This window comes from Burkholderia sp. Z1, from assembly GCF_014893795.1.
Taxonomy (GTDB): domain Bacteria; phylum Pseudomonadota; class Gammaproteobacteria; order Burkholderiales; family Burkholderiaceae; genus Burkholderia; species Burkholderia theae.
In genome coordinates this window covers 3298627-3319416 of sequence record NZ_JACFYL010000001.1, presented here as the reverse complement: position 1 = coordinate 3319416, position 20790 = coordinate 3298627, and the positions used below count along the sequence as shown (strand labels likewise).

23 protein-coding genes are annotated in these 20790 nt (G+C 67.3%); 20 read left to right on the top strand and 3 right to left on the bottom strand.

Going from position 1 to position 20790, the window contains the following annotated elements; all coding sequences use genetic code 11:
• The first annotated feature begins 34 nt into the window (after window positions 1–34).
• The 8 genes from H3H55_RS15415 (at window position 35) to H3H55_RS15380 (ending at window position 7082) form a co-directional block, all read left to right on the top strand.
• The gene (locus tag H3H55_RS15415; protein WP_129513036.1) at window positions 35–1000 is read left to right on the top strand and encodes a methyltransferase domain-containing protein; all 966 of its coding nucleotides are present in this window, start codon (window positions 35–37) and stop codon (window positions 998–1000) included.
• Between the two features lie 195 nt (window positions 1001–1195).
• Entirely contained in the window at window positions 1196–1720 is a 525-nt protein-coding gene (locus tag H3H55_RS15410) for a DUF2244 domain-containing protein (RefSeq protein WP_129514702.1), read from the top strand.
• A gap of 57 nt (window positions 1721–1777) precedes the next feature.
• The gene (gene coxB, locus H3H55_RS15405) at window positions 1778–3367 is read left to right on the top strand and encodes a cytochrome c oxidase subunit II (RefSeq protein WP_193099156.1); all 1590 of its coding nucleotides are present in this window, start codon (window positions 1778–1780) and stop codon (window positions 3365–3367) included.
• A 43-nt stretch (window positions 3368–3410) separates the two neighbouring features.
• Window positions 3411–5018 (top strand): cytochrome c oxidase subunit I, encoded by a 1608-nt coding sequence (gene ctaD, locus H3H55_RS15400; RefSeq protein ID WP_048247050.1) that lies wholly within the window; start codon window positions 3411–3413, stop codon window positions 5016–5018.
• 69 nt (window positions 5019–5087) lie between these two features.
• The gene (locus tag H3H55_RS15395; RefSeq protein WP_034179107.1) at window positions 5088–5228 is read left to right on the top strand and encodes a cytochrome oxidase small assembly protein; all 141 of its coding nucleotides are present in this window, start codon (window positions 5088–5090) and stop codon (window positions 5226–5228) included.
• Between the two features lie 35 nt (window positions 5229–5263).
• Window positions 5264–5872: a cytochrome c oxidase assembly protein gene (locus H3H55_RS15390; RefSeq protein ID WP_129513034.1), complete on the top strand. Its 609-nt coding sequence runs from the start codon at window positions 5264–5266 to the stop codon at window positions 5870–5872.
• Between the two features lie 16 nt (window positions 5873–5888).
• On the top strand, window positions 5889–6086 hold the full coding sequence (locus tag H3H55_RS15385) for a DUF2970 domain-containing protein (RefSeq protein WP_048247046.1): 198 nt from the start codon (window positions 5889–5891) through the stop codon (window positions 6084–6086).
• 138 nt (window positions 6087–6224) lie between these two features.
• A complete protein-coding gene (locus tag H3H55_RS15380; protein WP_048247044.1) occupies window positions 6225–7082 on the top strand; it encodes a cytochrome c oxidase subunit 3 in 858 nt (285 codons plus the stop codon).
• Between the two features lie 184 nt (window positions 7083–7266).
• Here H3H55_RS15380 and H3H55_RS15375 read toward each other — a convergent pair whose 3' ends face one another.
• Window positions 7267–7476 carry a twin transmembrane helix small protein gene (locus H3H55_RS15375; RefSeq protein WP_048247042.1) on the bottom strand — a complete coding sequence of 70 codons (210 nt, stop codon included), beginning with the start codon at window positions 7474–7476 and terminating at the stop codon, window positions 7267–7269.
• 84 nt (window positions 7477–7560) lie between these two features.
• Between H3H55_RS15375 and H3H55_RS15370 the strand changes: the two genes are divergently transcribed.
• From H3H55_RS15370 to H3H55_RS15350, 5 genes are read left to right on the top strand one after another with little or no spacing between them, the layout of a single operon-like run.
• Window positions 7561–8271, top strand: coding sequence for an SURF1 family protein (locus H3H55_RS15370; protein ID WP_226800240.1), 711 nt, complete (start codon window positions 7561–7563; stop codon window positions 8269–8271).
• 60 nt (window positions 8272–8331) lie between these two features.
• Window positions 8332–8958, top strand: a complete 627-nt coding sequence (locus tag H3H55_RS15365; protein WP_193099153.1) for an SCO family protein — start codon at window positions 8332–8334, stop codon at window positions 8956–8958.
• A 25-nt stretch (window positions 8959–8983) separates the two neighbouring features.
• On the top strand, window positions 8984–10096 hold the full coding sequence (locus H3H55_RS15360; RefSeq protein WP_129513031.1) for a COX15/CtaA family protein: 1113 nt from the start codon (window positions 8984–8986) through the stop codon (window positions 10094–10096).
• Between the two features lie 8 nt (window positions 10097–10104).
• On the top strand, window positions 10105–11007 hold the full coding sequence (gene cyoE / locus H3H55_RS15355; protein ID WP_048247036.1) for a heme o synthase: 903 nt from the start codon (window positions 10105–10107) through the stop codon (window positions 11005–11007).
• Between the two features lie 18 nt (window positions 11008–11025).
• Entirely contained in the window at window positions 11026–11643 is a 618-nt protein-coding gene (locus H3H55_RS15350) for an SCO family protein (protein ID WP_193099151.1), read from the top strand.
• A 157-nt stretch (window positions 11644–11800) separates the two neighbouring features.
• Here H3H55_RS15350 and H3H55_RS15345 read toward each other — a convergent pair whose 3' ends face one another.
• Window positions 11801–12091: a YciI family protein gene (locus H3H55_RS15345; protein WP_034179097.1), complete on the bottom strand. Its 291-nt coding sequence runs from the start codon at window positions 12089–12091 to the stop codon at window positions 11801–11803.
• 236 nt (window positions 12092–12327) lie between these two features.
• On the opposite strand from H3H55_RS15345, the gene H3H55_RS15340 reads away from it, so the two are divergent.
• Window positions 12328–13962 (top strand): methyl-accepting chemotaxis protein, encoded by a 1635-nt coding sequence (locus H3H55_RS15340; protein ID WP_193099149.1) that lies wholly within the window; start codon window positions 12328–12330, stop codon window positions 13960–13962.
• 188 nt (window positions 13963–14150) lie between these two features.
• On the top strand, window positions 14151–14966 hold the full coding sequence (locus H3H55_RS15335) for a MetQ/NlpA family ABC transporter substrate-binding protein (protein WP_129513028.1): 816 nt from the start codon (window positions 14151–14153) through the stop codon (window positions 14964–14966).
• Between the two features lie 110 nt (window positions 14967–15076).
• Here H3H55_RS15335 and H3H55_RS15330 read toward each other — a convergent pair whose 3' ends face one another.
• Window positions 15077–15385 carry a VF_A0006 family four-cysteine protein gene (locus H3H55_RS15330; RefSeq protein WP_048247028.1) on the bottom strand — a complete coding sequence of 103 codons (309 nt, stop codon included), beginning with the start codon at window positions 15383–15385 and terminating at the stop codon, window positions 15077–15079.
• Between the two features lie 333 nt (window positions 15386–15718).
• Between H3H55_RS15330 and H3H55_RS15325 the strand changes: the two genes are divergently transcribed.
• The 5 genes from H3H55_RS15325 (at window position 15719) to H3H55_RS15305 (ending at window position 20787) form a co-directional block, all read left to right on the top strand.
• Window positions 15719–16684, top strand: a complete 966-nt coding sequence (locus H3H55_RS15325) for an ABC transporter substrate-binding protein (RefSeq protein WP_048247026.1) — start codon at window positions 15719–15721, stop codon at window positions 16682–16684.
• A gap of 138 nt (window positions 16685–16822) precedes the next feature.
• A complete protein-coding gene (locus tag H3H55_RS15320; protein ID WP_129513027.1) occupies window positions 16823–17719 on the top strand; it encodes an ABC transporter permease in 897 nt (298 codons plus the stop codon).
• Between the two features lies 1 nt (window position 17720).
• On the top strand, window positions 17721–18515 hold the full coding sequence (locus H3H55_RS15315) for an ABC transporter ATP-binding protein (protein WP_048247023.1): 795 nt from the start codon (window positions 17721–17723) through the stop codon (window positions 18513–18515).
• Between the two features lie 144 nt (window positions 18516–18659).
• Window positions 18660–19367: a translesion DNA synthesis-associated protein ImuA gene (gene imuA, locus H3H55_RS15310; RefSeq protein ID WP_048247021.1), complete on the top strand. Its 708-nt coding sequence runs from the start codon at window positions 18660–18662 to the stop codon at window positions 19365–19367.
• Window positions 19300–20787 (top strand): Y-family DNA polymerase, encoded by a 1488-nt coding sequence (locus H3H55_RS15305; protein ID WP_193099147.1) that lies wholly within the window; start codon window positions 19300–19302, stop codon window positions 20785–20787. Before imuA ends, H3H55_RS15305 begins: the two co-directional genes overlap by 68 nt.
• Window positions 20788–20790 lie beyond the last annotated feature (3 nt).

The following is a 20790-nucleotide window of genomic DNA, read 5'->3' as shown; positions in this document are numbered from 1 at the left end:
AGTATACTTCGGGCTCTTCGCCAGTGTGCCCGACATGTCCCCAGCTTCGACTTCAACCAGCCGTCCGGCCAATGACGCCGGGCGCCTGCGGCGGATCTTCGACCGCCGTGCCGCCACGTTCGACGCGGTCGCGTTCCTGCCGCGCGAGATCGCGCAGCGGATGAACGAACGCCTCGAATACATCAAGGTGAGTCCAACGGCCGTGCTCGACGCGGGCTGCGGCCCCGGCGACGACCTGCCGGCGCTGCGCGCGCGTTTTCCGGAGGCGCCCGTATTCGGCGTCGACCTGTCCGGCGCGATGCTCGCACGGGCCGGCCAGCGCGAGGTCGAGCAGGCGAGCTGGCGCCGCTGGCTGCCGGCTTCGCTCGGCCGGGCACTGGGCCAGCGCGGCCCGCGCGTCGCGCAGGCCGATTTCGCCGCGCTGCCGTTTCCGGGCGGCGCGTTCGACCTGATCTGGTCGAACCTCGCCCTCCACTGGCATTCGCGCCCCGACGCGGTGCTGCCCGAATGGCAGCGCGTGCTGCGCGTCAACGGCCTGCTGATGTTCAGCACGCTCGGCCCCGACACGCTGCGCGAACTGCGCGCGGCCTGCGCGGACGCCGAAGCGGCGCTCGGCATCGCGCCGCCCGCCGCGCGCGTGATCGATTTCGTCGACATGCACGACCTCGGCGACATGCTCGTCGAGAGCGGCTTCGAGATTCCCGTGATGGATCAGGAAGTGCTGACCGTCACCTACAAATCCCCCGACTCCCTGCTGGCCGACGTGCGCCGCTGGGGCGCCTATCCGTTCGAGCGCGCGGCGCCGCAACGCGCGACGCGGCGCTTTCGCGCGGCGCTCGGCGACGCGCTGGAGGCGCGCCGGCGCGCGGACGGCACGATTCCACTGACCTTCGAGGTGATCTACGGCCACGCCTGGAAGGCCGTGCCGCGCACGACCGCCGAAGGGCACGGGATCGTGCGCATCGAGGACATCGGGAAGGGCCGTCCGAAGAATCGGTAAAGCGGTAAAGAGGGGTTTTGTTATGTCTGAAATTAGCGGCGCAAAGCGGGGTCGAATTGGCGCCAAAAACGGCCGGAAAGCTTGTCGCGCTTGGCTTGCGGGGCGATAGGCGCTTGCTTGTGGATGCCATTGAACCCGCCTATAATGCGTCAGCTTGTCGTCCCGGGGTCCCCGCAATACGGGGCGACGAGTCCGATGCAGGCATGCATCGCATGCCATTCGCGTGAGGCGGCGATGGAAGCAGCGAGTGTTTCGGCGGAGACGACGAACGGCGAACCGGTCCTCCAGGACTGGCTGATCAAACGCAACTGTTCGGTGTCGCCACGCCAGTTCGTGCTGTTTTACGCGTCGCTTGCGGGCTTCTCGCTGGTGATTGCGACGTTGCTGATGTGGAGGGGGGCCTGGCTCGTCATGCCCTTCACCGGAATCGAGTTGCTGGTGGTGGGTGTCGCATTTGCGATCTATGCTCGCCATGCGGTCGATTACGAACGCATCAGGCTGTTTCCGCACCGGCTCGTGATCGAGCGGATGGATGCGGAGCGGCTCACGCAGATCGAATTCAACCCGCGCTGGGTGCGGGTCGAGCCGGGTGCGACGCCACGCGATCCGATTCGACTGGTATCGCGCGGGCAGACCGTCGTAATCGGGCAGCATCTCGCGCAGTACAAGCGTGCGCAGTTCGCCGACGAACTGCGCGTGTCGCTCAGGCGCTGCGGCTGACGAGGCGCGGGCACCGGCCGGGAACAGGCCGGCGGCTTGCGACGGGGGAGGGTTTGAATGGAAATTTTGGGTAAGGATGCTATGAAAACAATCAAGCGAGCCCTCACGGGCGTGCTGGCATGCAGCGGTTTGCTCTTTGCCGGTGCCGCCCTGGCGGTCGGTGATAGCCCGGGCGGCCCCCGCGTCAACGAGATCAACTTTCAGCCGCCGGTCACGAAAATCGCCGAGGAGCTCTACGATCTCCACACGATGATGCTGATCCTGTGTACGGTGATCTTCGTCGGCGTGTTCGGCGTGATGTTCTATTCGATCTTCGCGCACCGCAAATCCAAGGGCCACAAGGCCGCCAATTTCCATGAAAGCACGACCGTCGAGATCATCTGGACGATCGTGCCGTTCGTCATCGTCGTGCTGATGGCGCTGCCGGCGACGAAGGCCGTCGTCGCGATGAAAGACACGACGAACGCCGATCTCACGATCAAGGTCACCGGCTACCAGTGGAAGTGGGGCTACGACTACGTGAAGGGCCCGGGCGAGGGCATCGGCTTCCTGTCGACGCTGAGCACCCCGCGTGACGAAGTGATGGGCAAGAAGCCGATCACCGACACCTATCTGCAGGAAGTCGACAACCCGCTCGTCGTGCCGGTCAACAAGAAGATCCGCATCATCACGACCGCGAACGACGTCGTCCACTCGTGGTACGTGCCCGCGTTCGGCGTGAAGCAGGATGCGATTCCCGGCTTCGTCCGCGACACGTGGTTCAAGGCCGACAAGGTCGGTACCTTCCGCGGTTTCTGTACCGAGCTGTGCGGCAAGGAACACGCGTACATGCCGGTCGTCGTCGAAGTCCTGTCGGAAGACGACTACGCGAAGTGGGTGACCGCGCAGAAGGCCAAGATGGCCAGCGCGTCGGTCGATCCGAACAAGGTATACACGATGGCCGAACTCGTCGCGCACGGCGAGGAAGTCTACAAGGCGAACTGCGCGGCCTGCCACCAGGTGAGCGGCAAGGGCCTTGGCGCATTCCCGGCAATGGACGGCAGCCCGATCGTGAACGGCCCGATCGCCGGACACGTCGAGCGCGTGCTGCACGGCAAGGGTGCCATGCCGTCGTGGGCATCGCTGTCGGACCTCGACATCGCATCGGTCATCACGTACGAGCGCAATTCGTGGGGCAACCACAAGAACGACCTGCTGCAGCCGAAGCAAGTGGCTGACGCGCGCAACGGCAAGATGCCGGAAGACACGGCGGGCGCAGCGGCGCCGGCTGAAGCGGCGCCGGCGCAAGCCGCGTCGGGCGCAGCCGAGCAGCCGGCGGCAGCATCGGCATCGGCCGCGCTGTCGACGATCTACTTCGAAACGGGCAAGAGCGCGCTGCCGGCCGACGCGAAGGCGGCGATCGCCGCCGCGGCCGACTATGCGAAGGCACATCCGGACGCGAAGCTCGCGTTGTCGGGCTTCACCGACAAGACGGGCTCGGCCGACGCGAACGCCGAACTGGCCAAGCAGCGCGCACTGGCTGTGCGCGACGCGCTGAAGTCGGCCGGCGTGGCGGAAGACCACATCATCATGAAAAAGCCGGAAACGATCACGGGCGGGGCTGACGCTAAGGAAGCCCGGCGGGTCGAGATCGGTCCGGCGGCTTGACGTGTCGCTCAGTTAGTCGACGTATTCGCATTAGGAGATTCTCATGTCTAGCATCGGGCACGACGTAGCCGCGGACCACGCGCACGACGACCACGCGCACGAAACACCGCATGGCTGGCGGCGCTGGTTGTTCGCCACCAACCACAAGGACATCGGTACGCTGTACCTGCTGTTCTCGTTCATCATGTTCCTGTCGGGCGGCGTGATGGCGCTCGGCATCCGTGCCGAGCTGTTCGAGCCGGGCCTGCAGATCATGCGTCCGGAGTTCTTCAACGAACTCACGACGATGCACGGTCTGATCATGGTGTTCGGCGCGATCATGCCGGCGTTCGTCGGCTTCGCGAACTGGATGATTCCGCTGCAGATCGGCGCATCCGACATGGCGTTCGCGCGGATGAACAACTTCAGCTTCTGGCTGCTGCCGGTTGCTGCCGTGCTGCTGGTCGGCTCGTTCTTCGCGCCGGGCGGCGCGACGGCCGCCGGCTGGACGCTGTACGCACCGCTGTCGACGCAGATGGGCCCGGGCATGGACTTCGCGATCTTCGCGGTCCACTTGATGGGTGCATCGTCGATCATGGGCGGGATCAACATCGTCGTGACGATCCTGAACATGCGCGCACCGGGCATGACGCTGATGAAGATGCCGATGTTCGCATGGACGTGGCTGATCACGGCGTACCTGCTGATCGCGGTGATGCCGGTTCTGGCAGGCGCGATCACGATGGTGCTGTTCGACCGCCACTTCGGCACGTCGTTCTTCAACGCGGCAGGCGGCGGCGACCCGGTGATGTACCAGCACATCTTCTGGTTCTTCGGCCACCCCGAGGTGTACATCATGATTCTGCCGGCGTTCGGGATCGTGTCGCAGGTGATCCCGGCGTTCGCACGCAAGACGCTGTTCGGCTATAGCTCGATGGTGTACGCGACGGCTTCGATCGCGATCCTGTCGTTCATGGTCTGGGCGCACCACATGTTCGCGACGGGCATGCCGGTCACCGGCCAGCTGTTCTTCATGTACGCGACGATGCTGATCGCCGTGCCGACGGGCGTGAAGGTGTTCAACTGGCTCGCGACGATGTGGCGCGGCTCGATGACCTTCGAAACCCCGATGCTGTTCGCGATCGGCTTCCTGTTCGTGTTCACGTTCGGCGGCCTGACGGGCCTGATGCTCGCGATGGCGCCGCTCGACATCCAGTATCACGGGACCTACTTCGTGGTGGCGCACTTCCACTACGTGCTGGTGGCGGGCTCATTGTTCGCGCTGTTCTCGGGCTGGTATTACTGGGCGCCGAAGTGGACGGGCTGGATGTACAACGAGACGCGCGGCAAGATCCACTTCTGGGCGTCGATGATCTTCTTCAACCTGACGTTCTTCCCGATGCACTTCGTCGGTCTCGCCGGCATGCCGCGTCGTTATGCGGACTACCCGGCGCAGTTCACGGACTTCAACCAGGTTGCGACGATCGGCGCATTCGGCTTCGGCCTCGCGCAGGTGTACTTCCTGTTCGCGGTCGCGCTGCCGGCCTACCGTGGCGGCGGCGAGCTGGAAAAGGCGTCGGACAAGCCGTGGGATGGCGCGACGGGCCTCGAGTGGACGGTGCCGAGCCCGGCTCCCTTCCACACGTTCGAGCAACCGCCGCACGTCGAGTAAGTTTCACTGTGCGTTCCGCCGCTGCCTGCCGCGCAGGCAGGCGCGGCGGGCGCCGAACCGAAGTTTCAGATGACCCGGAATCCACAAGAAAGACGAACGCCCGAGCAGATCCGCGCGGGCAACAAGCGGCTCGGCCTCATCCTGCTCGTCATCGCCGCCGTTTTTTTTGTGGGTGTCGTGATCAAGCAGTGGTGGCTGTCCACACACTGAAGCAGTAACTGACGCAGTAGCGAGGAAGTTGTCGTATGTCGAAGCCGGAAGAGGGCGCCGTCGATCGCGCGTTCAATCGTTCGATGCTGGTGAAGCTCTTCGTCGTGGCCGGGCTGATGTTCGGGTTCGGCTTCGCGCTGATCCCGATGTATCGGGCGATCTGCCAGATCACCGGCATCAACAACCTGGTGCAGCGCGACGTCAGCGAGCGCGAGGTGAAGAACTCGCAGGTCGACTATAGCCGCACGGTGTCGGTCGAGTTCGATGCGAACGCACGCGGGCCGCTCGGTTTCAAGCCGGAGCACAACAGTCTCGACGTGCATCCGGGCGAACTGACGACGATCGTGTACGACGTGACGAACGGGCAGGGCAGGCCGGTCGTTGCACAGGCGATTCCGAGCTACGCGCCGAAGCAGGCGACGGAGTTCTTCAAGAAGATCGAGTGCTTTTGCTTCACGCAGCAGACGCTGGCCGCGAACGAGTCGCGCAAGATGCCGGTGGTGTTCGTGATCGATCCGAAACTGCCGAAGGACGTGAAGACGATCACGCTGTCGTACACGTTCTTCGAACTGAATACGCCGGCCGCACCGGCGCCGGCGACGCGCAGCACGGCATCGCAGGGCGCGGCGACGCCGGGTGCATGACGACGGAGGCGGGGCGATGACGGAGGTCAAGCGCGGCGGGTTCGGCCAGGCAGTGAAGGCCGTGCTGTGGTCGTTCTTCGGGGTGCGCAAGCGGCGCGACCTGGAGGCCGACGCGACGCAACTGAATCCGCTGCACGTGCTGATCGTTGCGTTGATCGCGGCCGGTGTGTTCATCGGCGTGCTGATCCTGATCGTGCGTGCCGTCGTGGGCTGAAGCCCGCGGCAACGAAAGAATGCAGTGCGCGGCGCCACGGCGACGCGTGCGGATAAGCGCGGTGGCGGTCACGCCGCGCAAGAAATAAAGCCGGAGCGGTTTCCGGTACACAAATTGGACTGAAGTGGAGAATCAAGCATGAGCGGTCAAAACCAGACCCCGTACTATTTCGTGCCGCATCCGTCGCACCATCCGATCAGTGCGGCCACCGGCCTGCTGGTCATGCTCGGATCGGCGGCGCTGTGGATCAACGGTCACGACTGGGCGCCGTTTACGGCGTTGCTCGGCCTGCTGTGGTTGCTCTTCACGCTGTATCACTGGTTCGGCGATGCGATCGCCGAATCGGAAGGCGGTCATTACGGCAAGAACGTCGACAAGTCGTACCGCTGGAGCATGAGCTGGTTCATCTTCTCGGAAGTCATGTTCTTCGGCGCGTTCTTCGGCGCGCTGTTCTACGCGCGTGAAATCGCGCTGCACCAGCTCGGCAGCCTCGACTACAAGCTGATCTGGCCGGATTTCTCCGCCGTGTGGCCGAACGAAGGCCCCGCAGCACTCGCCGGTCACTTCAAGACGATGGGCCCGTGGCCGGTCCCGACGCTGAACACGGCATTCCTGCTGTCGTCCGGCGTGACGCTGACGATCTCGCACCACGCACTGCGCGACGATCATCGCAAGAAGGCGATCGCCTGGATGGCCGCGACGCTCGCGTTCGGTATCTGCTTCCTGTTCCTGCAGGGCTTCGAGTACTACCACGCGTACAACGAACTGAACCTGACGCTGAATTCGGGCGTGTACGGTTCGACGTTCTTCCTGCTGACCGGCTTCCACGGTTTCCACGTGTTCCTCGGCGGCACGATGCTCGCGGTGGTGCTGGTGCGGATGATCCGCGGCCACTTCACGCCCGAACATCACTTCGCATTCGAAGGCGCCGCGTGGTACTGGCACTTCGTCGACGTCGTCTGGCTCGGCCTGTACGTCGTCGTCTACTGGCTGTAAATGGAAAAACGGCCCGCGCAGCAATGCGCGGGCCGTTTTCATTGGTGTCGAGCGGGCAGCGGCTGGCTGCCTGCCGACACCACCCTGGCGCCGCCGCGACTCAGTCAGGCGGCGCTTTTGCTTGGTGCCGCGGCCATGCGGCGAAATGTCACAGCGGGTGGCGGCGGCCGTGGCGGCACATGCATCAACGCCCGATCGGCAAGCCGGTCGGATGGATCCAGCCCATCCAGTTCGCGAGCAGGATGAGCAGGAACAGCGAGACCGACAGCCCGACGCGGGTGGCGAGCGACCAGACCATGCGTTTCGTGTGGCCGCGGTCGTGCATCATGAAGTAGAGCGCCGAGCCCATGCTGGCAATGATGAGGACGAAGGCGATGGGAACGAGTATGTGCATGACACGAACCGGACGACGGCAATTCGAAAGGAAGGGGATAATTATCGCACTTCGCTTTCGCGCATGTGCCGGGCGGGCGGCATGATGAAGATTCGCTGGCTGCCCGCGCTGCTGATCCTCGTCGTTGTCGCCGTCACGATCCGTCTCGGCTTCTGGCAGCGCGACCGTGCGCACCAGAAGGAAGCGCTGCAGGCGAGCATCGAGCGCTTCGAGCATGCGGTGCCCGTCGACATCGGCGCGCAGCCGATTCCGCTGGCGTCGATCGAGTTTCATCGCGTGCGTGCGAAGGGCCGTTTCGTGCCCGAGCAAGCCGTGTTCCTCGACAATCGGCCGTATAACGACCAGCCGGGTTTTTACGTCGTGATGCCGTTTAAACTCACGGGCGGCGGCGTCGTGCTGGTCAACCGCGGCTGGCTGCCGCGCAGCATCGCCGATCGCACGGCGATCGAGCCGTTCGCGACGCCCGCGGGCGACGTCGAGATCGTGGGCATCGCGCGCGCCGACGCGTCGCGCGCGTTCGAGCTCGGCGAAGGCGGGTCGGCGGCGCACCAGAAGATCCGGCAGAACCTGGACGTCGCCGCGTATGCACAGGAAACGGGGCTGCCGCTGCAGCCGTTCGTGATCCAGCAGACGAGCGACGACGGCGACAAGCTGGTGCGCGACTGGCCGGCGGCGACGACCGGCGTCGAGCGCAATTACGGTTACATGTTTCAGTGGTGGGCGATGGCGGCGGCCGCGCTCGGCTTCGGCCTGTACGCCGCGCGGCGTGCGGCGAAGAAGTCGGCCGGCGCGTGAGTGCCATGCCAGGACGCGGCGCAAGTGCCGCGGGTTCGTTTCGAGAGGTCTGATTTGTCCATGCAATCTTCCCGTCAGGGTCCGGCCGCCGAGCCGGTTTCGCCCGCGGCCCGCAAGCGCGGCCGCTGGATGCTCGTGCTGCTCGGGCTCGTGTGCGCCGCGCCGATGCTCGCGTCGTACTTCACCTATTACGTGATCAAGCCGAAGGGCGGCTCGACGAACTACGGCACGCTGATCGAGCCGCAGCGGCCGATTCCGGCGGATCTGCAGGTCACCGACGAAACCGGCAAGACCGTGCCGCTGTCGTCGCTGCGCGGCGTATGGCTGTTCGTGATGACCGACCGCAGCGCGTGCGACGAAGCGTGCGCGCAGAAGCTCTATTTCATGCGCCAGATCCGCGTCACGCAGGCGGGCGAACGGCACCGGATCACGATGGTGTGGCTGCGCGGCGATGCGGGCGCGATGCCGCAGAAGGTGCTGGATGCGTATCCCGACACGCGCCGGCTTGTCGCCGATCCGGCGGCGGTTGCCGCGTGGCTGCCGGCCGACGCCGGCACGAAGGACAGCGACCACATCTACATGGTCGACCCGAACGGCAACCTGATGATGCGTTTCCCGAAAGATCCGAATCCCAGCAAGATCAAGGCGGACGTCACGAAGCTGCTGAAGTGGTCGAGCATCGGCTAAGGCGAGAGAACGAGGCACCATTCCGATGTCGTATCTACTGCAACTCGGCCTGATCGGCTTCTGCATCGCGCTGCTGCCGCTGTCGTACGTGTGGGTGAAGGCCGACGACAACAAGTTCCGCAAGCTCGTGTGGATCACCACCTTCCTCACCCTCGATCTGGTGATGTTCGGCGGCTTCACGCGGCTGACCGATTCGGGGCTCGGCTGCCCCGACTGGCCCGGCTGCTACGGCACGTCGTCGCCGTTCATCGCGCACGCCGCGATCACGGCCGCGCACCAGGCGATGCCGACGGGCCCCGTCAGCATGACCAAGGCGTGGATCGAGATGATCCACCGCTATTTCGCGATGGCGATCGGCGTGCTGATCATCGCGCAGGTCGTGATCGCATGGTCGGCGCGGCTGCGCCGCCGCCCGCTGCACGTGTCGCCGTGGTGGCCGACGAGCCTGCTGCTGCTGATCGTCGTGCAGGGCGTGTTCGGCGCGTGGACGGTCACGATGAAGCTGCAGCCCGTGATCGTCACGACCCACCTGCTGCTCGGCCTCATGCTGCTCGGCACGCTCGGCTGGCTCGCGGCGCGGCAGACGCCGCTGCCGTCGCATGACCCGGAGGCCGGACGCTATCGCGCGGCCGCGCTCGCGGCGCTCGTGCTGCTGGTCGTGCAGATCGCGCTCGGCGGCTGGGTGAGCACCAACTACGCGGTGCTCGCGTGCACCGATTTCCCGACCTGCAATGGTCAGTGGATTCCGCCGATGGACTTCGGGCAGGGCTTCCACCTGTGGCGCGCGCTCGGGATGACGAAGGACGGCGACGCGATCACGCAGGACGCGCTGGTCGCGATCCACTGGACGCACCGCACGTTCGCGTTCGTCGTGGTCGCGTACCTGGTCGCGTTCGCGCTGAAGATGCGCCGCTTCGAGTCGCTGCGGCGGCCCGCGAACGGCGTGCTGCTGGTCGTCCTGCTGCAGTTCGTGACGGGCCTGACCAACATCGTGCTGCAGTGGCCGCTGCCGGTCGCCGTCGCGCACAACGGCGGGGCCGCGATCCTGCTGCTGCTCGTCGTCATGTTAAACTTTCGCATCCTTTCAAGCCGCCCCGGCCGTGTCGCGCAGCCTGCGCGCGACGCCGCCCCGGCGTGACCGCCCCCATGCAAAGCACCCTCTCCCAATCGCCCGGTAGCCGGTTTTCCCAGTACATGGCGCTGACGAAGCCGCGTGTCACGCAGCTCGCGGTGTTCTGCGCGGTGATCGGCATGTTCCTCGCGACGCCGGGCATGGTGCCGTGGCATGTGCTGATCGGCGGCACCGTCGGCATCTGGCTGCTGGCCGGCGCCGCGTTCGCGATCAATTGCCTCGTCGAACAGAAGATCGACGCGATGATGCGTCGTACCGCGTGGCGTCCGTCCGCGCGCGGCGAGATCACGACGCCGCAGATCCTGGTGTTCTCGGCCGTGCTCGGCAGCGTCGGCGCGTGGACGCTCTATACGTTCACGAACCCGCTGACGATGTGGCTGACGATCGCGACGTTTGTCGGCTACGCGGTGATCTACACGCTGCTGCTCAAGCCGATGACACCGCAGAACATCGTGATCGGCGGCGCGTCGGGCGCGATGCCGCCGGCGCTCGGGTGGGCCGCGGTCACCGGTGCGGTGCCCGGCGACGCGTGGATTCTCGTGCTGATCATCTTCGTGTGGACGCCGCCGCATTTCTGGGTGCTCGCGCTTTATCGCCGCAAGGATTACGAGAGCGCGGGGCTGCCGATGCTGCCCGTCACGCACGGCGAGAAGTTCACGCGGCTGCACATCCTGCTGTACACGGTGATCCTGTTCGCGGTCACGCTGATGCCGTTCATCTCCGGGATGAGCGGCGCTGTCTACCTGACGAGCGCGGTGCTGCTCGGCGCGGTGTTCCTCGCGTATGCGTGGAAGATCTACCGCGACTATTCGGATGAACTCGCCCGCAAGGCCTTCCGCTACTCGATCGTCTATCTGTCGCTGCTGTTCGCCGCGCTGCTCGTCGATCACTACGCACGCCCGCTGCTCGGCGTGTAACCGCACGGTTTGAACGCAATGCTCCATTCACGGTTCGGGCGCCGCGCGCGCCAAGGCTGGATGCTCGCGTGCGCATTCACGGCAGCGCTGCTGCTCGCCGGATGCGACAACGCGCCGAAATTCCAGAATCTCGACATCACCGGCAACACGCAGTTCGGCAGCGACTTCTCGCTGCCCGACACGGCCGGCAAGGTGCGCACGCTCGCCGACTTCAAGGGCAAGGCTGTCGTGATGTTCTTCGGCTATACGCACTGCCCGGACGTGTGCCCGACCACGATGGCCGAGCTGTCCGAGGCACTGAAGCAGCTCGGGCCCGATGCCGCGAAGCGCGTGCAGGTGCTGTTCGTCACCGTCGATCCGGAGCGCGACACGCCGGCGCTGCTCGGCCAGTACGTGCCCGCGTTCGATCCGTCGTTCATCGGCCTGCGGCCGGCCGACGAAGCGGCGCTGAAGAAGGTCACGAAGGATTTCCGCGTCTATTACGCGAAGGTGCCCGGCAAGACGCCCGACAGCTACACGATGGATCACACCGCCGCGAGCTACGTGTTCGACCGCGACGGCAAGCTGCGCCTGTTCGTGCGCGACGGCCAGGGCCCCGGCCCGTGGGTCCACGACCTGAAGCTGCTGGTCGACTGAGCGGCATCCGCCGGGCGCGCGGCCCGGCGATCGCGTTGACGGCCGCCACGCGCCGTCACGCCTTCTCTCTTTCCCTCTCGTTGTTTGCATGCGCTGCCCGTCGGGCGGCGCGTCGGCCTGCGCGTGCGTTGCGCGGGCGTGCCGTGCAGGCGTCGCGTTACGGCAGCGCCGGCACGTTGAAGCCGGATGCGGCGCGCGTGATCCGGAATTCCGTCACGCGATACGTGGCGAGCCCCTCGGTGACGAACGGATCGGTCTTCAGGATCGCGTCCAGCTCGTCGCGATCGATGCGGGCCGCGAGGATCACGCCGCCTTCGCGCGGCACTTTCGGCCCGGCCGCGATGAAGATGCCCTTGTCGAACAGCGGCTGCAGATACGCGCGGTGGCGTTCGAGCGCGTCGTCGATGCGCTCGAGCGACGCGGTGTAGTGGATGTCGATGACGTACATGGATGGCCCTGGAATATCGCCGGCGCTGCGCGCGCCGGCCAGCCGGTCTTTGTAGCACAGCGAATGCGGGCTGTCGCGCCGGCGGGCGCGTGGCGGGGCGGTTGCCGCATGTCGGCCGACTGTTCACGGCACCGGCGTGTATTCAAGTTGTAAGCCTGGTTGCCGTAAATAAAAGGGCAACCGTTTGCGCGCGGCGGGCCGTTCGTGCGCATCGACATCGACAACGAGGCACGCAGATGAGCAGAATGAGTTTGAACCGCAAGCTGTGGCTCGCGCTTGCGCTGGTATGGATCGGTCTCCTGGGCGTCGGCGCATGGAGCGCCTACGAGACGCGCGCGACGATGCTCGCCGAACGCAAGGCGGGCATCGCGAACCTGGTCGATTCGGCGGCCGGCATCGTGACGGCGTATCACGCGCTCGCGCAGAGCGGCACGCTGCCCGAGGCCGACGCGAAGCGCGACGCGCTCGCGAGTCTCGCCGCGATGCGCTACGGCGATTCGGGCTACGTGTTCGTGATGGACTCGAAGCCGGTCGTGCTGATGCATCCGACGCTGCCGAAGCTGGTTGGCACGCAGGTCGGCGACTATCTCGATCCGGACGGCAAGCCGCTGTTCGTCACGATCCTGAACGCGGCGAAGGCGACCGGCAGCGGTTTCGCCGAATATCGCGGGCGGTTGCCGCACAGCGAGACCGCCGTGCCGAAGATCAGCTACGTCACGCGTTTCGCGCCGTGGGACTGGAACATCTCGAGCGGCGTCTTCCTGAAGGACATCGACACCATCTACTACCGCACGCTGCTCGGCCACCTCGCGGTCGTGTTCGTGATCGGCTTCGTGATCAGCGCGGCGATGCTGGTGATCATCCGCAACGTGCGCGGCAGTCTCGGCGGCGAGCCCGACGAAGCGGCCGTGCTCGCGACGCGCATCGCGCAGGGCGACCTGACGCAGCCGGTGCCCGTGCGCGCGGGCGACCGCACGAGCATGATGGCCGCGATGCACGACATGCAGGCCCGGCTGCAGGCGACGATCGGCGGGATTCGCCAGTCGGCCGAAGCGATCGCGTCGGCGAGCCGCGAGATCTCGGCCGGCAACGACGACCTGTCGCAGCGCACCGAGGAGCAGGCCGCGTCGCTGGAAGAAACGGCCGCGAGCATGGAGCAGCTGACCGCGACGGTGAAGCAGAACGCGGACAACGCGCGGCAGGCGAGCGGGCTCGCGAACAACGCGTCGGACATCGCGCGCACGGGGAGCGACGTCGTGAACCGCGTGATCGGCACGATGGGCGAGATCGACGACAGCTCGCGCAAGATCGCCGACATCATCGGCGTGATCGAGGGCATCGCGTTCCAGACCAACATCCTCGCGCTGAACGCGGCGGTCGAGGCCGCGCGGGCGGGCGAGCAGGGCCGCGGCTTCGCGGTGGTCGCGGGCGAAGTGCGCTCGCTCGCGCAGCGCAGCGCGACGGCCTCGAAGGAAATCCGCGAGCTGATCGTCGACTCGGTCGAGCGCGTGCGCAACGGTTCGACGCTGGTCGGCCAGGCCGGCACGACGATGGGCGAGATCCTGCAGGCGGTCGCGCGCGTGACCGACATCATGGGCGAGATCGCGGCCGCGTCCGAGGAGCAGGCGAGCGGCATCACGCAGGTCGGGCGCGCGGTCACGCAGATGGACCAGGTCACGCAGCAGAACGCGGCGCTCGTCGAGGAGGCCGCGGCGGCGGCCGCATCGCTGCAGGAGCAGGCCGCGCGGCTGCGCGATGCGGTCGGCGCGTTCCGGACCGGCGACGCCGGCGGCCTGTCGCCGCGCCGGGCCGGCGCACGGTCGGCCGAACCCGCGTTCGGCGCGAAGGCGGCCGACGAGATGGTGGTTTGACGTTGGCGATTTAAACGCAACTAACGGCCGGGTCGTGCAGCCGCCGCCAGCACCGCTGCGGTGCATACCCATATGAGCGGGATGTATTTCACTTCCCGCCGATCCTGTGACACCATTTGCGCCTTCCTGCGAGTCGGGGCTTACCCGTATCGCGCCCTATTTCCAGTAAGCAAGAAAGCGAGAAACAGATGAAGCGTCGCAGTCTCCTGAAGGTATTTTCCGTGCTGGCTACCGGTGCAGCGCTGACGCTGTCGGCGGGCGCGCACGCCGAAGACAAGGTGATCAAGGTCGGCACGGTTGCCGGCCCGGATTCGGAAGTGTGGCAGCTCGTGCAGAAGGTCGCGAAGGAGAAGGAAGGCCTGAACGTGAAGGTCATCGAGTTCAACGACTACGTGCAGCCGAACGCGGCGCTCGACTCGGGCGACCTCGACGCGAACAGCTTCCAGCACCAGCCCTACCTCGACAGCCAGGTGAAGCAGCGCGGCTACAAGATCGTCAGCGCGGGCCTGACCTACATCTCGCCGATCGGCGTGTACTCGAAGAAGTTCAAGGCGCTGAAGGACCTGCCGCAAGGCGCGAAGCTCGCGGTGCCGAACGATCCGTCGAACGAGAACCGCGCGCTGCTGCTGCTGCAGACGCAAGGCGTGATCAAGCTGAAGGCGGGCGCCGGCACGGGCGGCAACAACGCGACGGTGCTCGACATCGCCGAGAACCCGAAGAAGCTGAAGATCTCCGAACTCGACGCCGCGCAACTGCCGCGCGTGCTGTCGGACGTCGACGCGGCCGTGATCAACACGAACTACGCGCTCGCAGCAAACCTGCAGCCGACCAAGGACGCGATCGCGCTCGAGGCGCTGACGAGCCCGTATGCGAACCTGATCGCCGTGCGCGCGAAGGACAAGGACCAGCCGTGGGTGAAGAAGCTGGTCAAGGCGTACCAGTCGCCGGAAGTGAAGGAATTCATCAAGAAGCAGTTCAAGGGCTCGATGGTCGCGTCGTTTTGAACGCCGCACACCGGTCGGACCGCTGAACGAAAAGGGCCTGCATCGCGCAGGCCCTTTTTCGTTGGCGCGGCCGATCGACGGCCGCGCGGCGCCAGGCGTTCAGTACTGGCTCACATCTCGCCGCGCCGCGAGCAGATCGACATGATCTGCTGGATCGCGTAGTTGTCGCGCACGCCCGGCAGCGACTGCACGACGCACTCGTGATAGCGCCGCTCGCGCGGCAGCAGCATCGCGTTGTTGCGGTACAGCGCGTCGCAGGAGCGCTGGATCAACTGGGCCGCCGCGCCGTTGCGGCTTTCGCGCAGCGCGTTGAGCATGCAGTCGTCGTATTGCTCGCTGCCGTCGGTCAGCGCGAACGCCGCGCCCGGCAGTGCCAGCGCGACGGCCGCGAATGCGATTGCACGGATCCCCCGTTTCATCTGTCCTCCGATGGAGTGGAATGGGTCGGCCGACAGCATAACGTAAAGCCGCAAGCGCGGCTGACGCGTTGCGCGGACACCGGCGGAAGTCGCCGCCGGGCGGGCTTCACACGGGGTCGCGGGGCTTCCACGGGCGGTGCGATCCGGTGCGTCGAGCGAAAGCGCGGAGTCAGGCGGTGGTCTGCGGAAATGGTATCCTCGTGCGTTCGCCGCCGCACGCCTTCCCGGGGCGCGAGCGGGTCGGCCGCCGCTGCGTTTCACGCGCGGCGCGCCCGCATGACGGCGGCGGGAATCCATCATCCAGAACCGACACAATACGGGGGAGACTCACCCATGAAGCGATTCAAGACTTTCGCGATCCGTTCGATCACGGCCGGCGTGGCCGCACTCGCGCTGGCAGGCGCCGCGCATGCGCAGACCGTCAAGGTTCTGTCGATCGTCGACCATCCGGCGCTCGACGCGATCCGCGACGGCGTGCGCGCCGAGCTGAAGGCGGAAGGCTTCGGCGACGACAAGCTCAAGTGGGAATACCAGAGCGCGCAGGGCAATACGGGCACGGCCGCGCAGATCGCGCGCAAGTTCGTCGGCGACCAGCCCGACGTGATCGTCGCGATCGCGACGCCGGCCGCGCAGTCGGTCGTCGCGGCGACCAAGAGCGTGCCCGTCGTCTATTCGGGCGTCACCGATCCGGTCGCCGCGCAGCTCGTGAAGGGCTGGGGCCCGTCGGGCACCAACGTGACGGGCGTGTCCGACAAGCTGCCGCTCGATCGCCAGGTCGCGCTGATCAAGCGCGTCGTGCCGAATGCGAAGACGGTCGGCATGGTCTACAACCCGGGCGAGGCGAATTCGGTCGTCGTCGTTCAAGCGCTCAAGGAGCTCCTCGCGAAGCAGGGGATGACGCTCAAGGAAGCGGCCGCGCCGCGCACCGTCGACATCGGGCCGGCCGCGAAGAGCCTGATCGGCAAGGTCGACGTGATCTACACGAACACCGACAACAACGTCGTGTCCGCGTACGAAGCGCTCGTGAAGGTCGCGAACGAAGCGAAGATCCCGCTCGTCGCCGGCGATACCGACAGCGTGAAGCGTGGCGGCATCGCGGCGCTCGGCATCAACTACGGCGACCTCGGCCGCCAGACGGGCAAGGTCGTCGCGCGCATCCTGAAGGGCCAGAAGCCGGGCGCGATCGCGTCGGAGACGAGCAGCAACCTCGAGCTGTTCGTCAACACGGGCGCGGCCGCGAAGCAGGGCGTGACGCTGTCGTCGGATCTCGTGAAGGAAGCGAAGACGGTCATCAAGTAAGCCGCGGCCCGACCGCCGCGCTGGCAGGCCCGATCCGGGCCTGAACGACACCGCCGGACGGGCGGCTCCCACCCGGGGCCGCCCGTCCGCTTCGCCCGGCCGTACACGTCCGGCCGGGAAGCAACAGGATTCCCCATCATGTCTCTGTTCTCGTTACTGGGCGCCCTGGAGATCGGCCTGATCTTCAGTCTCGTCGCCCTCGGGGTGCTGATCTCGTTTCGCATCCTCAACTTCCCCGACCTCACCGTCGACGGCAGCTTTCCGCTCGGCGGCGCCGTTGCCGCGACGCTGATCTCGGCCGGCTACGACCCGTTCTCCGCAACTGTGTTCGCGATCGTCGCGGGCGCGGTGGCCGGCTTCGTCACCGGCTGGCTCAACGTGCGCCTGAAGATCATGGATCTGCTCGCCAGTATCCTGATGATGATCGCGCTCTATTCGGTGAACCTGCGGATCATGGGCCGGCCGAACGTGCCGCTCATCACCGAGCCGACGCTCTTCACCGTGCTGCAACCCGACTGGATGCCCGACTACGTGCTGCGCCCGGCGCTGCTCGCGATCGTCGTCGTGGTCGCGAAGCTCGGCCTCGACTGGTTCTTCTCGTCGCAGCTCGGCCTCGCGATGCGCGCGACCGGTGCGAATCCGCGGATGGCGCGTGCGCAAGGCATCGCGACGGGCCGCGCGACGCTCGCCGGGATGGCGCTGTCGAACGCGCTCGTCGCGCTCGCCGGCGCGCTGTTCGCGCAGACGCAGGGCGGCGCGGACATCTCGATGGGGATCGGCACGATCGTGATCGGGCTGGCTGCCGTGATCATCGGCGAGACGCTGCTGCCCGCGCGCCGGCTCGTGCTGACGACGCTCGCCGTCGTGCTCGGCGCGATCGTCTACCGCTTCTTCATCGCGCTCGCGCTGAACAGCGAATTCATCGGCCTGAAGGCGCAGGATCTGAACCTCGTGACGGCCGCGCTCGTCACGATCGCGCTGGTGCTGCCGGCGACGCGCAAGAAGCTGTTCGCGCGCAAGAACGGAGGGGCATGACATGCTGTCCGCACAAGACCTGAAACTCACGTTCAATCCCGGCACGCCGATCGAGACGCGCGCGCTGCGCGGGCTGTCGCTCGAGATCCCCGACGGCCAGTTCGTCGCGGTGATCGGCTCGAACGGCGCCGGCAAGTCGACCTTCCTCAATGCGGTCAGCGGCGACCAGCGCGTCGATTCGGGGCGCATCTCGATCGACGGCACGGACGTCACGCGCCAGGCCGCGTGGGACCGCGCACACCTCGTCGCGCGCGTGTTCCAGGATCCGATGGCCGGCACCTGCGAGGCGCTGACGATCGAGGAGAACATGGCGCTCGCGACGGCGCGCGGCGTGCGGCGCGGCTTCCGGGCCGCGCTCGACCGGCCGTCGCGCGAGCTGTTCCGCGACAAGCTGCGGCTGCTGAATCTCGGCCTCGAGAACCGGCTGACCGACCGGATCGGGCTGCTGTCGGGCGGCCAGCGGCAGGCCGTGAGCCTGCTGATGGCGTCGCTGCGGCCGTCGCGGATCCTGCTGCTCGACGAGCACACGGCCGCACTCGACCCGAAGACGGCCGCGTTCGTGCTGGAGCTGACCGCGCGTATCGTCGCCGAGAGCAAGCTGACCACGATGATGGTCACGCACAGCATGCGGCAGGCGCTCGACTACGGCGACCGCACGGTGATGCTGCACCAGGGGCAGGTCGTGCTCGACGTGTCGGGCGACGCGCGCAAGGGGCTCGACGTGCCGGACCTGCTGCAGATGTTCGAGAAGGTGCGTCACGAGCAGCTCGACGACGACGCGTTGTTGCTGAGCTGACCGGCGGGCCGGCGCGCCGTAACATGACGCGCACGCCGGCTTTCCTCCCTGTTTTTCTCTGACGAAACACCGGTTTCGCACCGGTGCTGTGCGGCGCGAGCGCATTGCCATATACTGTATATCCATACAGTTGTGGGTGGCGTCATGCTCGCATCCTCCATTTCCCCCGAATCCCTTCATCCGTCGCTCTGGCGCGGCTCGCAGCTCGCGCGCGGCGGCCCGCGCACGATCGATACCGGCTTCGCGTCGCTGACCGCCGAACTGCCGGGCGGCGGCTGGCCGGTCGGCGGGCTCGTCGAACTGCTGGCCGCGCAGCCGGGTTGCGGCGAGATGCGGCTGCTCGCGCCCGCGCTCGCGCGCACCGTCAGCGCCCGGCGTCCGCTCGCGCTCGTCGCGCCGCCGCAATCGCCGCATGCGACCGCGCTCGCCAGTCTCGGCGTGCCGGCCGACGCGCTGCTGTGGCTGCGCGCCGGCAGCCGCACGGATGCATTGTGGGCCGCCGAGCAGGCGCTCAAGACCGGCTGCTGCGGCGCGCTGCTGCTCTGGCAGGACGCGCGGCCCGATGCGCTGCGGCGCCTGCATCTCGCGGCCGCGCGCACGGGCGACACGCTGTTCGTGATGCTGCGCCCGCTGTCGGCCGCGCGGCAGCCGTCGCCGGCCGTGCTGCGCGTCGCGCTGTATCCCGTGCCGGGCGGCGTCTCGCTCGACATCGTCAAGCGTCGCGGGCCCGCACGCAGCGAGCCGCTCGCGCTCGACCTGCCGTCGCCCATCGTGGAGAGTCGTTATGCGCGTCTTGCTCGGCATCCATCTGCCGCGCCTGCCGCTCGACGTGTGCGCCCCGCAGCCGTCTGACGCGGAGGCCGGCGCCGCCGGCTGCGCGGTGCTCGAGCAGGGCGTCGTGCTGATCGCCGATGCGCTCGCGCAGCGGCACGGCGTGCGCGCGGGCATGAAGCGCGGCGGCGTGCTGACGCTCGCGCCCGAGACGCAACTCGTCGAACGCGATCCCGCGCGCGAGGCCGATGCGCTGCGCGCGGTCGCGCTCGCGTTGCTGCGTTTCTCGCCGTGCGTCGCGCTCGACGACGAAGCCACGCTGATCGTCGACGTCGGCCCGAGCCTGCGCCTGTTCGGCGGCCTGCCGTCGCTGTGCCGCCAGGTGCGCGCGACGCTCGCGGCGCTCGGCTACGCGGCGCGCCTGTCCGCCGCACCGACCGGGCGCGGCGCGTGGCTGCTCGCGCGCACGTCGGCCCGTGCGCGCATCCGGCGCCGCGTCGCCGGTCAGGCCTCGCTCGTCCGCTCGCTCGACGGGCTGCCCTGTGTGCTGTTGCCCGATGCGCGTCCGTATGCGGGCTGGTTCGACGGCCTCGGGTGCCGCACGCTCGCCGATCTGCGCGGCCTGCCGCGCGCGGGGCTGCAGCGCCGCTGCGGTCCCGCGCTGCTGGCCGCGCTCGACCGCGCATACGGCGAGGCGGTCGAGCCGCTTGCATGGATGGCGGTGCCGCCCGTGTTCGACGTGCGGCTCGAATTGCCGGAGCGGGTCGAATACGCGGAAGCCGTGCTGTTCGCCGCGCGGCGGCTCGTCGTGCAGCTCTGCGGCTGGCTGGCCGCGCGGCAACTGTCGCTGGCCGCGATGACGTTCGATCTCGAGCACGAGCGCGGCCGTCAGGCCGTGCCGCCGACGCCGCTCGAACTCGCGTTCGCCGCGCCCGTGCGCGACGAGGTGCACTTCATGCGGCTGCTCGGCGAGCGGCTCGCGCGCGTCGAGTTGCCGGCCGCGGTGATCGCGGTGCGTCTGAAGGCCACGCGCGTCGAATCGGTCGCGCCGCCGGCCGACGATCTTTTTCCCGAGCCGGGCGGCACGCGCGAGACGCGTGCGCGGCTGTTCGAGTTGCTGGCCGCGCGGCTCGGCGCGGAGAACGTGCTGCGCGCGGCGCCGGTTGCCGATCACCGGCCCGAGGCCGCGAACCGCTGGCTGCCGCTCGATGCGCAGGCCGGCAAGCCGGCCGGCGGGCCGCCGGCCGTGCCGCCGCGTCCCGCGTGGCTGCTGGCCGAGCCGCAGCCGTTGTTGATGCGCGAGAACCGGCCGGTATTTCATACGCCGCTCAGGATGATGTCGTCGCCCGAGCGGATCGAGGCCGGGTGGTTCGACGGTCAGCTTGCCGCGCGCGATTACCACGTTGCGCAGGATGAAGCCGGTGCGTGCTACTGGGTGTTCAGGGAGCGAGCGGGGAGCGAGTCCGAGCCGCGCTGGTTCCTGCACGGCCTGTTCGGGTGAGCG

Bases quoted from the DNA above. Each gene is read 5' to 3' on its own strand.
- H3H55_RS15415 (WP_129513036.1), top strand. From the start codon at position 35: ATGTCCCCAGCTTCGACTTCAACCAGCCGTCCGGCCAATGACGCCGGG.
- H3H55_RS15410 (WP_129514702.1), top strand. From the start codon at position 1,196: ATGCAGGCATGCATCGCATGCCATTCGCGTGAGGCGGCGATGGAAGCA.
- coxB (WP_193099156.1), top strand. From the start codon at position 1,778: ATGGAAATTTTGGGTAAGGATGCTATGAAAACAATCAAGCGAGCCCTC.
- ctaD (WP_048247050.1), top strand. From the start codon at position 3,411: ATGTCTAGCATCGGGCACGACGTAGCCGCGGACCACGCGCACGACGAC.
- H3H55_RS15395 (WP_034179107.1), top strand. From the start codon at position 5,088: ATGACCCGGAATCCACAAGAAAGACGAACGCCCGAGCAGATCCGCGCG.
- H3H55_RS15390 (WP_129513034.1), top strand. From the start codon at position 5,264: ATGTCGAAGCCGGAAGAGGGCGCCGTCGATCGCGCGTTCAATCGTTCG.
- H3H55_RS15385 (WP_048247046.1), top strand. From the start codon at position 5,889: ATGACGGAGGTCAAGCGCGGCGGGTTCGGCCAGGCAGTGAAGGCCGTG.
- H3H55_RS15380 (WP_048247044.1), top strand. From the start codon at position 6,225: ATGAGCGGTCAAAACCAGACCCCGTACTATTTCGTGCCGCATCCGTCG.
- H3H55_RS15375 (WP_048247042.1), bottom strand. From the start codon at position 7,476: ATGCACATACTCGTTCCCATCGCCTTCGTCCTCATCATTGCCAGCATG.
- H3H55_RS15370 (WP_226800240.1), top strand. From the start codon at position 7,561: ATGAAGATTCGCTGGCTGCCCGCGCTGCTGATCCTCGTCGTTGTCGCC.
- H3H55_RS15365 (WP_193099153.1), top strand. From the start codon at position 8,332: ATGCAATCTTCCCGTCAGGGTCCGGCCGCCGAGCCGGTTTCGCCCGCG.
- H3H55_RS15360 (WP_129513031.1), top strand. From the start codon at position 8,984: ATGTCGTATCTACTGCAACTCGGCCTGATCGGCTTCTGCATCGCGCTG.
- cyoE (WP_048247036.1), top strand. From the start codon at position 10,105: ATGCAAAGCACCCTCTCCCAATCGCCCGGTAGCCGGTTTTCCCAGTAC.
- H3H55_RS15350 (WP_193099151.1), top strand. From the start codon at position 11,026: ATGCTCCATTCACGGTTCGGGCGCCGCGCGCGCCAAGGCTGGATGCTC.
- H3H55_RS15345 (WP_034179097.1), bottom strand. From the start codon at position 12,091: ATGTACGTCATCGACATCCACTACACCGCGTCGCTCGAGCGCATCGAC.
- H3H55_RS15340 (WP_193099149.1), top strand. From the start codon at position 12,328: ATGAGCAGAATGAGTTTGAACCGCAAGCTGTGGCTCGCGCTTGCGCTG.
- H3H55_RS15335 (WP_129513028.1), top strand. From the start codon at position 14,151: ATGAAGCGTCGCAGTCTCCTGAAGGTATTTTCCGTGCTGGCTACCGGT.
- H3H55_RS15330 (WP_048247028.1), bottom strand. From the start codon at position 15,385: ATGAAACGGGGGATCCGTGCAATCGCATTCGCGGCCGTCGCGCTGGCA.
- H3H55_RS15325 (WP_048247026.1), top strand. From the start codon at position 15,719: ATGAAGCGATTCAAGACTTTCGCGATCCGTTCGATCACGGCCGGCGTG.
- H3H55_RS15320 (WP_129513027.1), top strand. From the start codon at position 16,823: ATGTCTCTGTTCTCGTTACTGGGCGCCCTGGAGATCGGCCTGATCTTC.
- H3H55_RS15315 (WP_048247023.1), top strand. From the start codon at position 17,721: ATGCTGTCCGCACAAGACCTGAAACTCACGTTCAATCCCGGCACGCCG.
- imuA (WP_048247021.1), top strand. From the start codon at position 18,660: ATGCTCGCATCCTCCATTTCCCCCGAATCCCTTCATCCGTCGCTCTGG.
- H3H55_RS15305 (WP_193099147.1), top strand. From the start codon at position 19,300: ATGCGCGTCTTGCTCGGCATCCATCTGCCGCGCCTGCCGCTCGACGTG.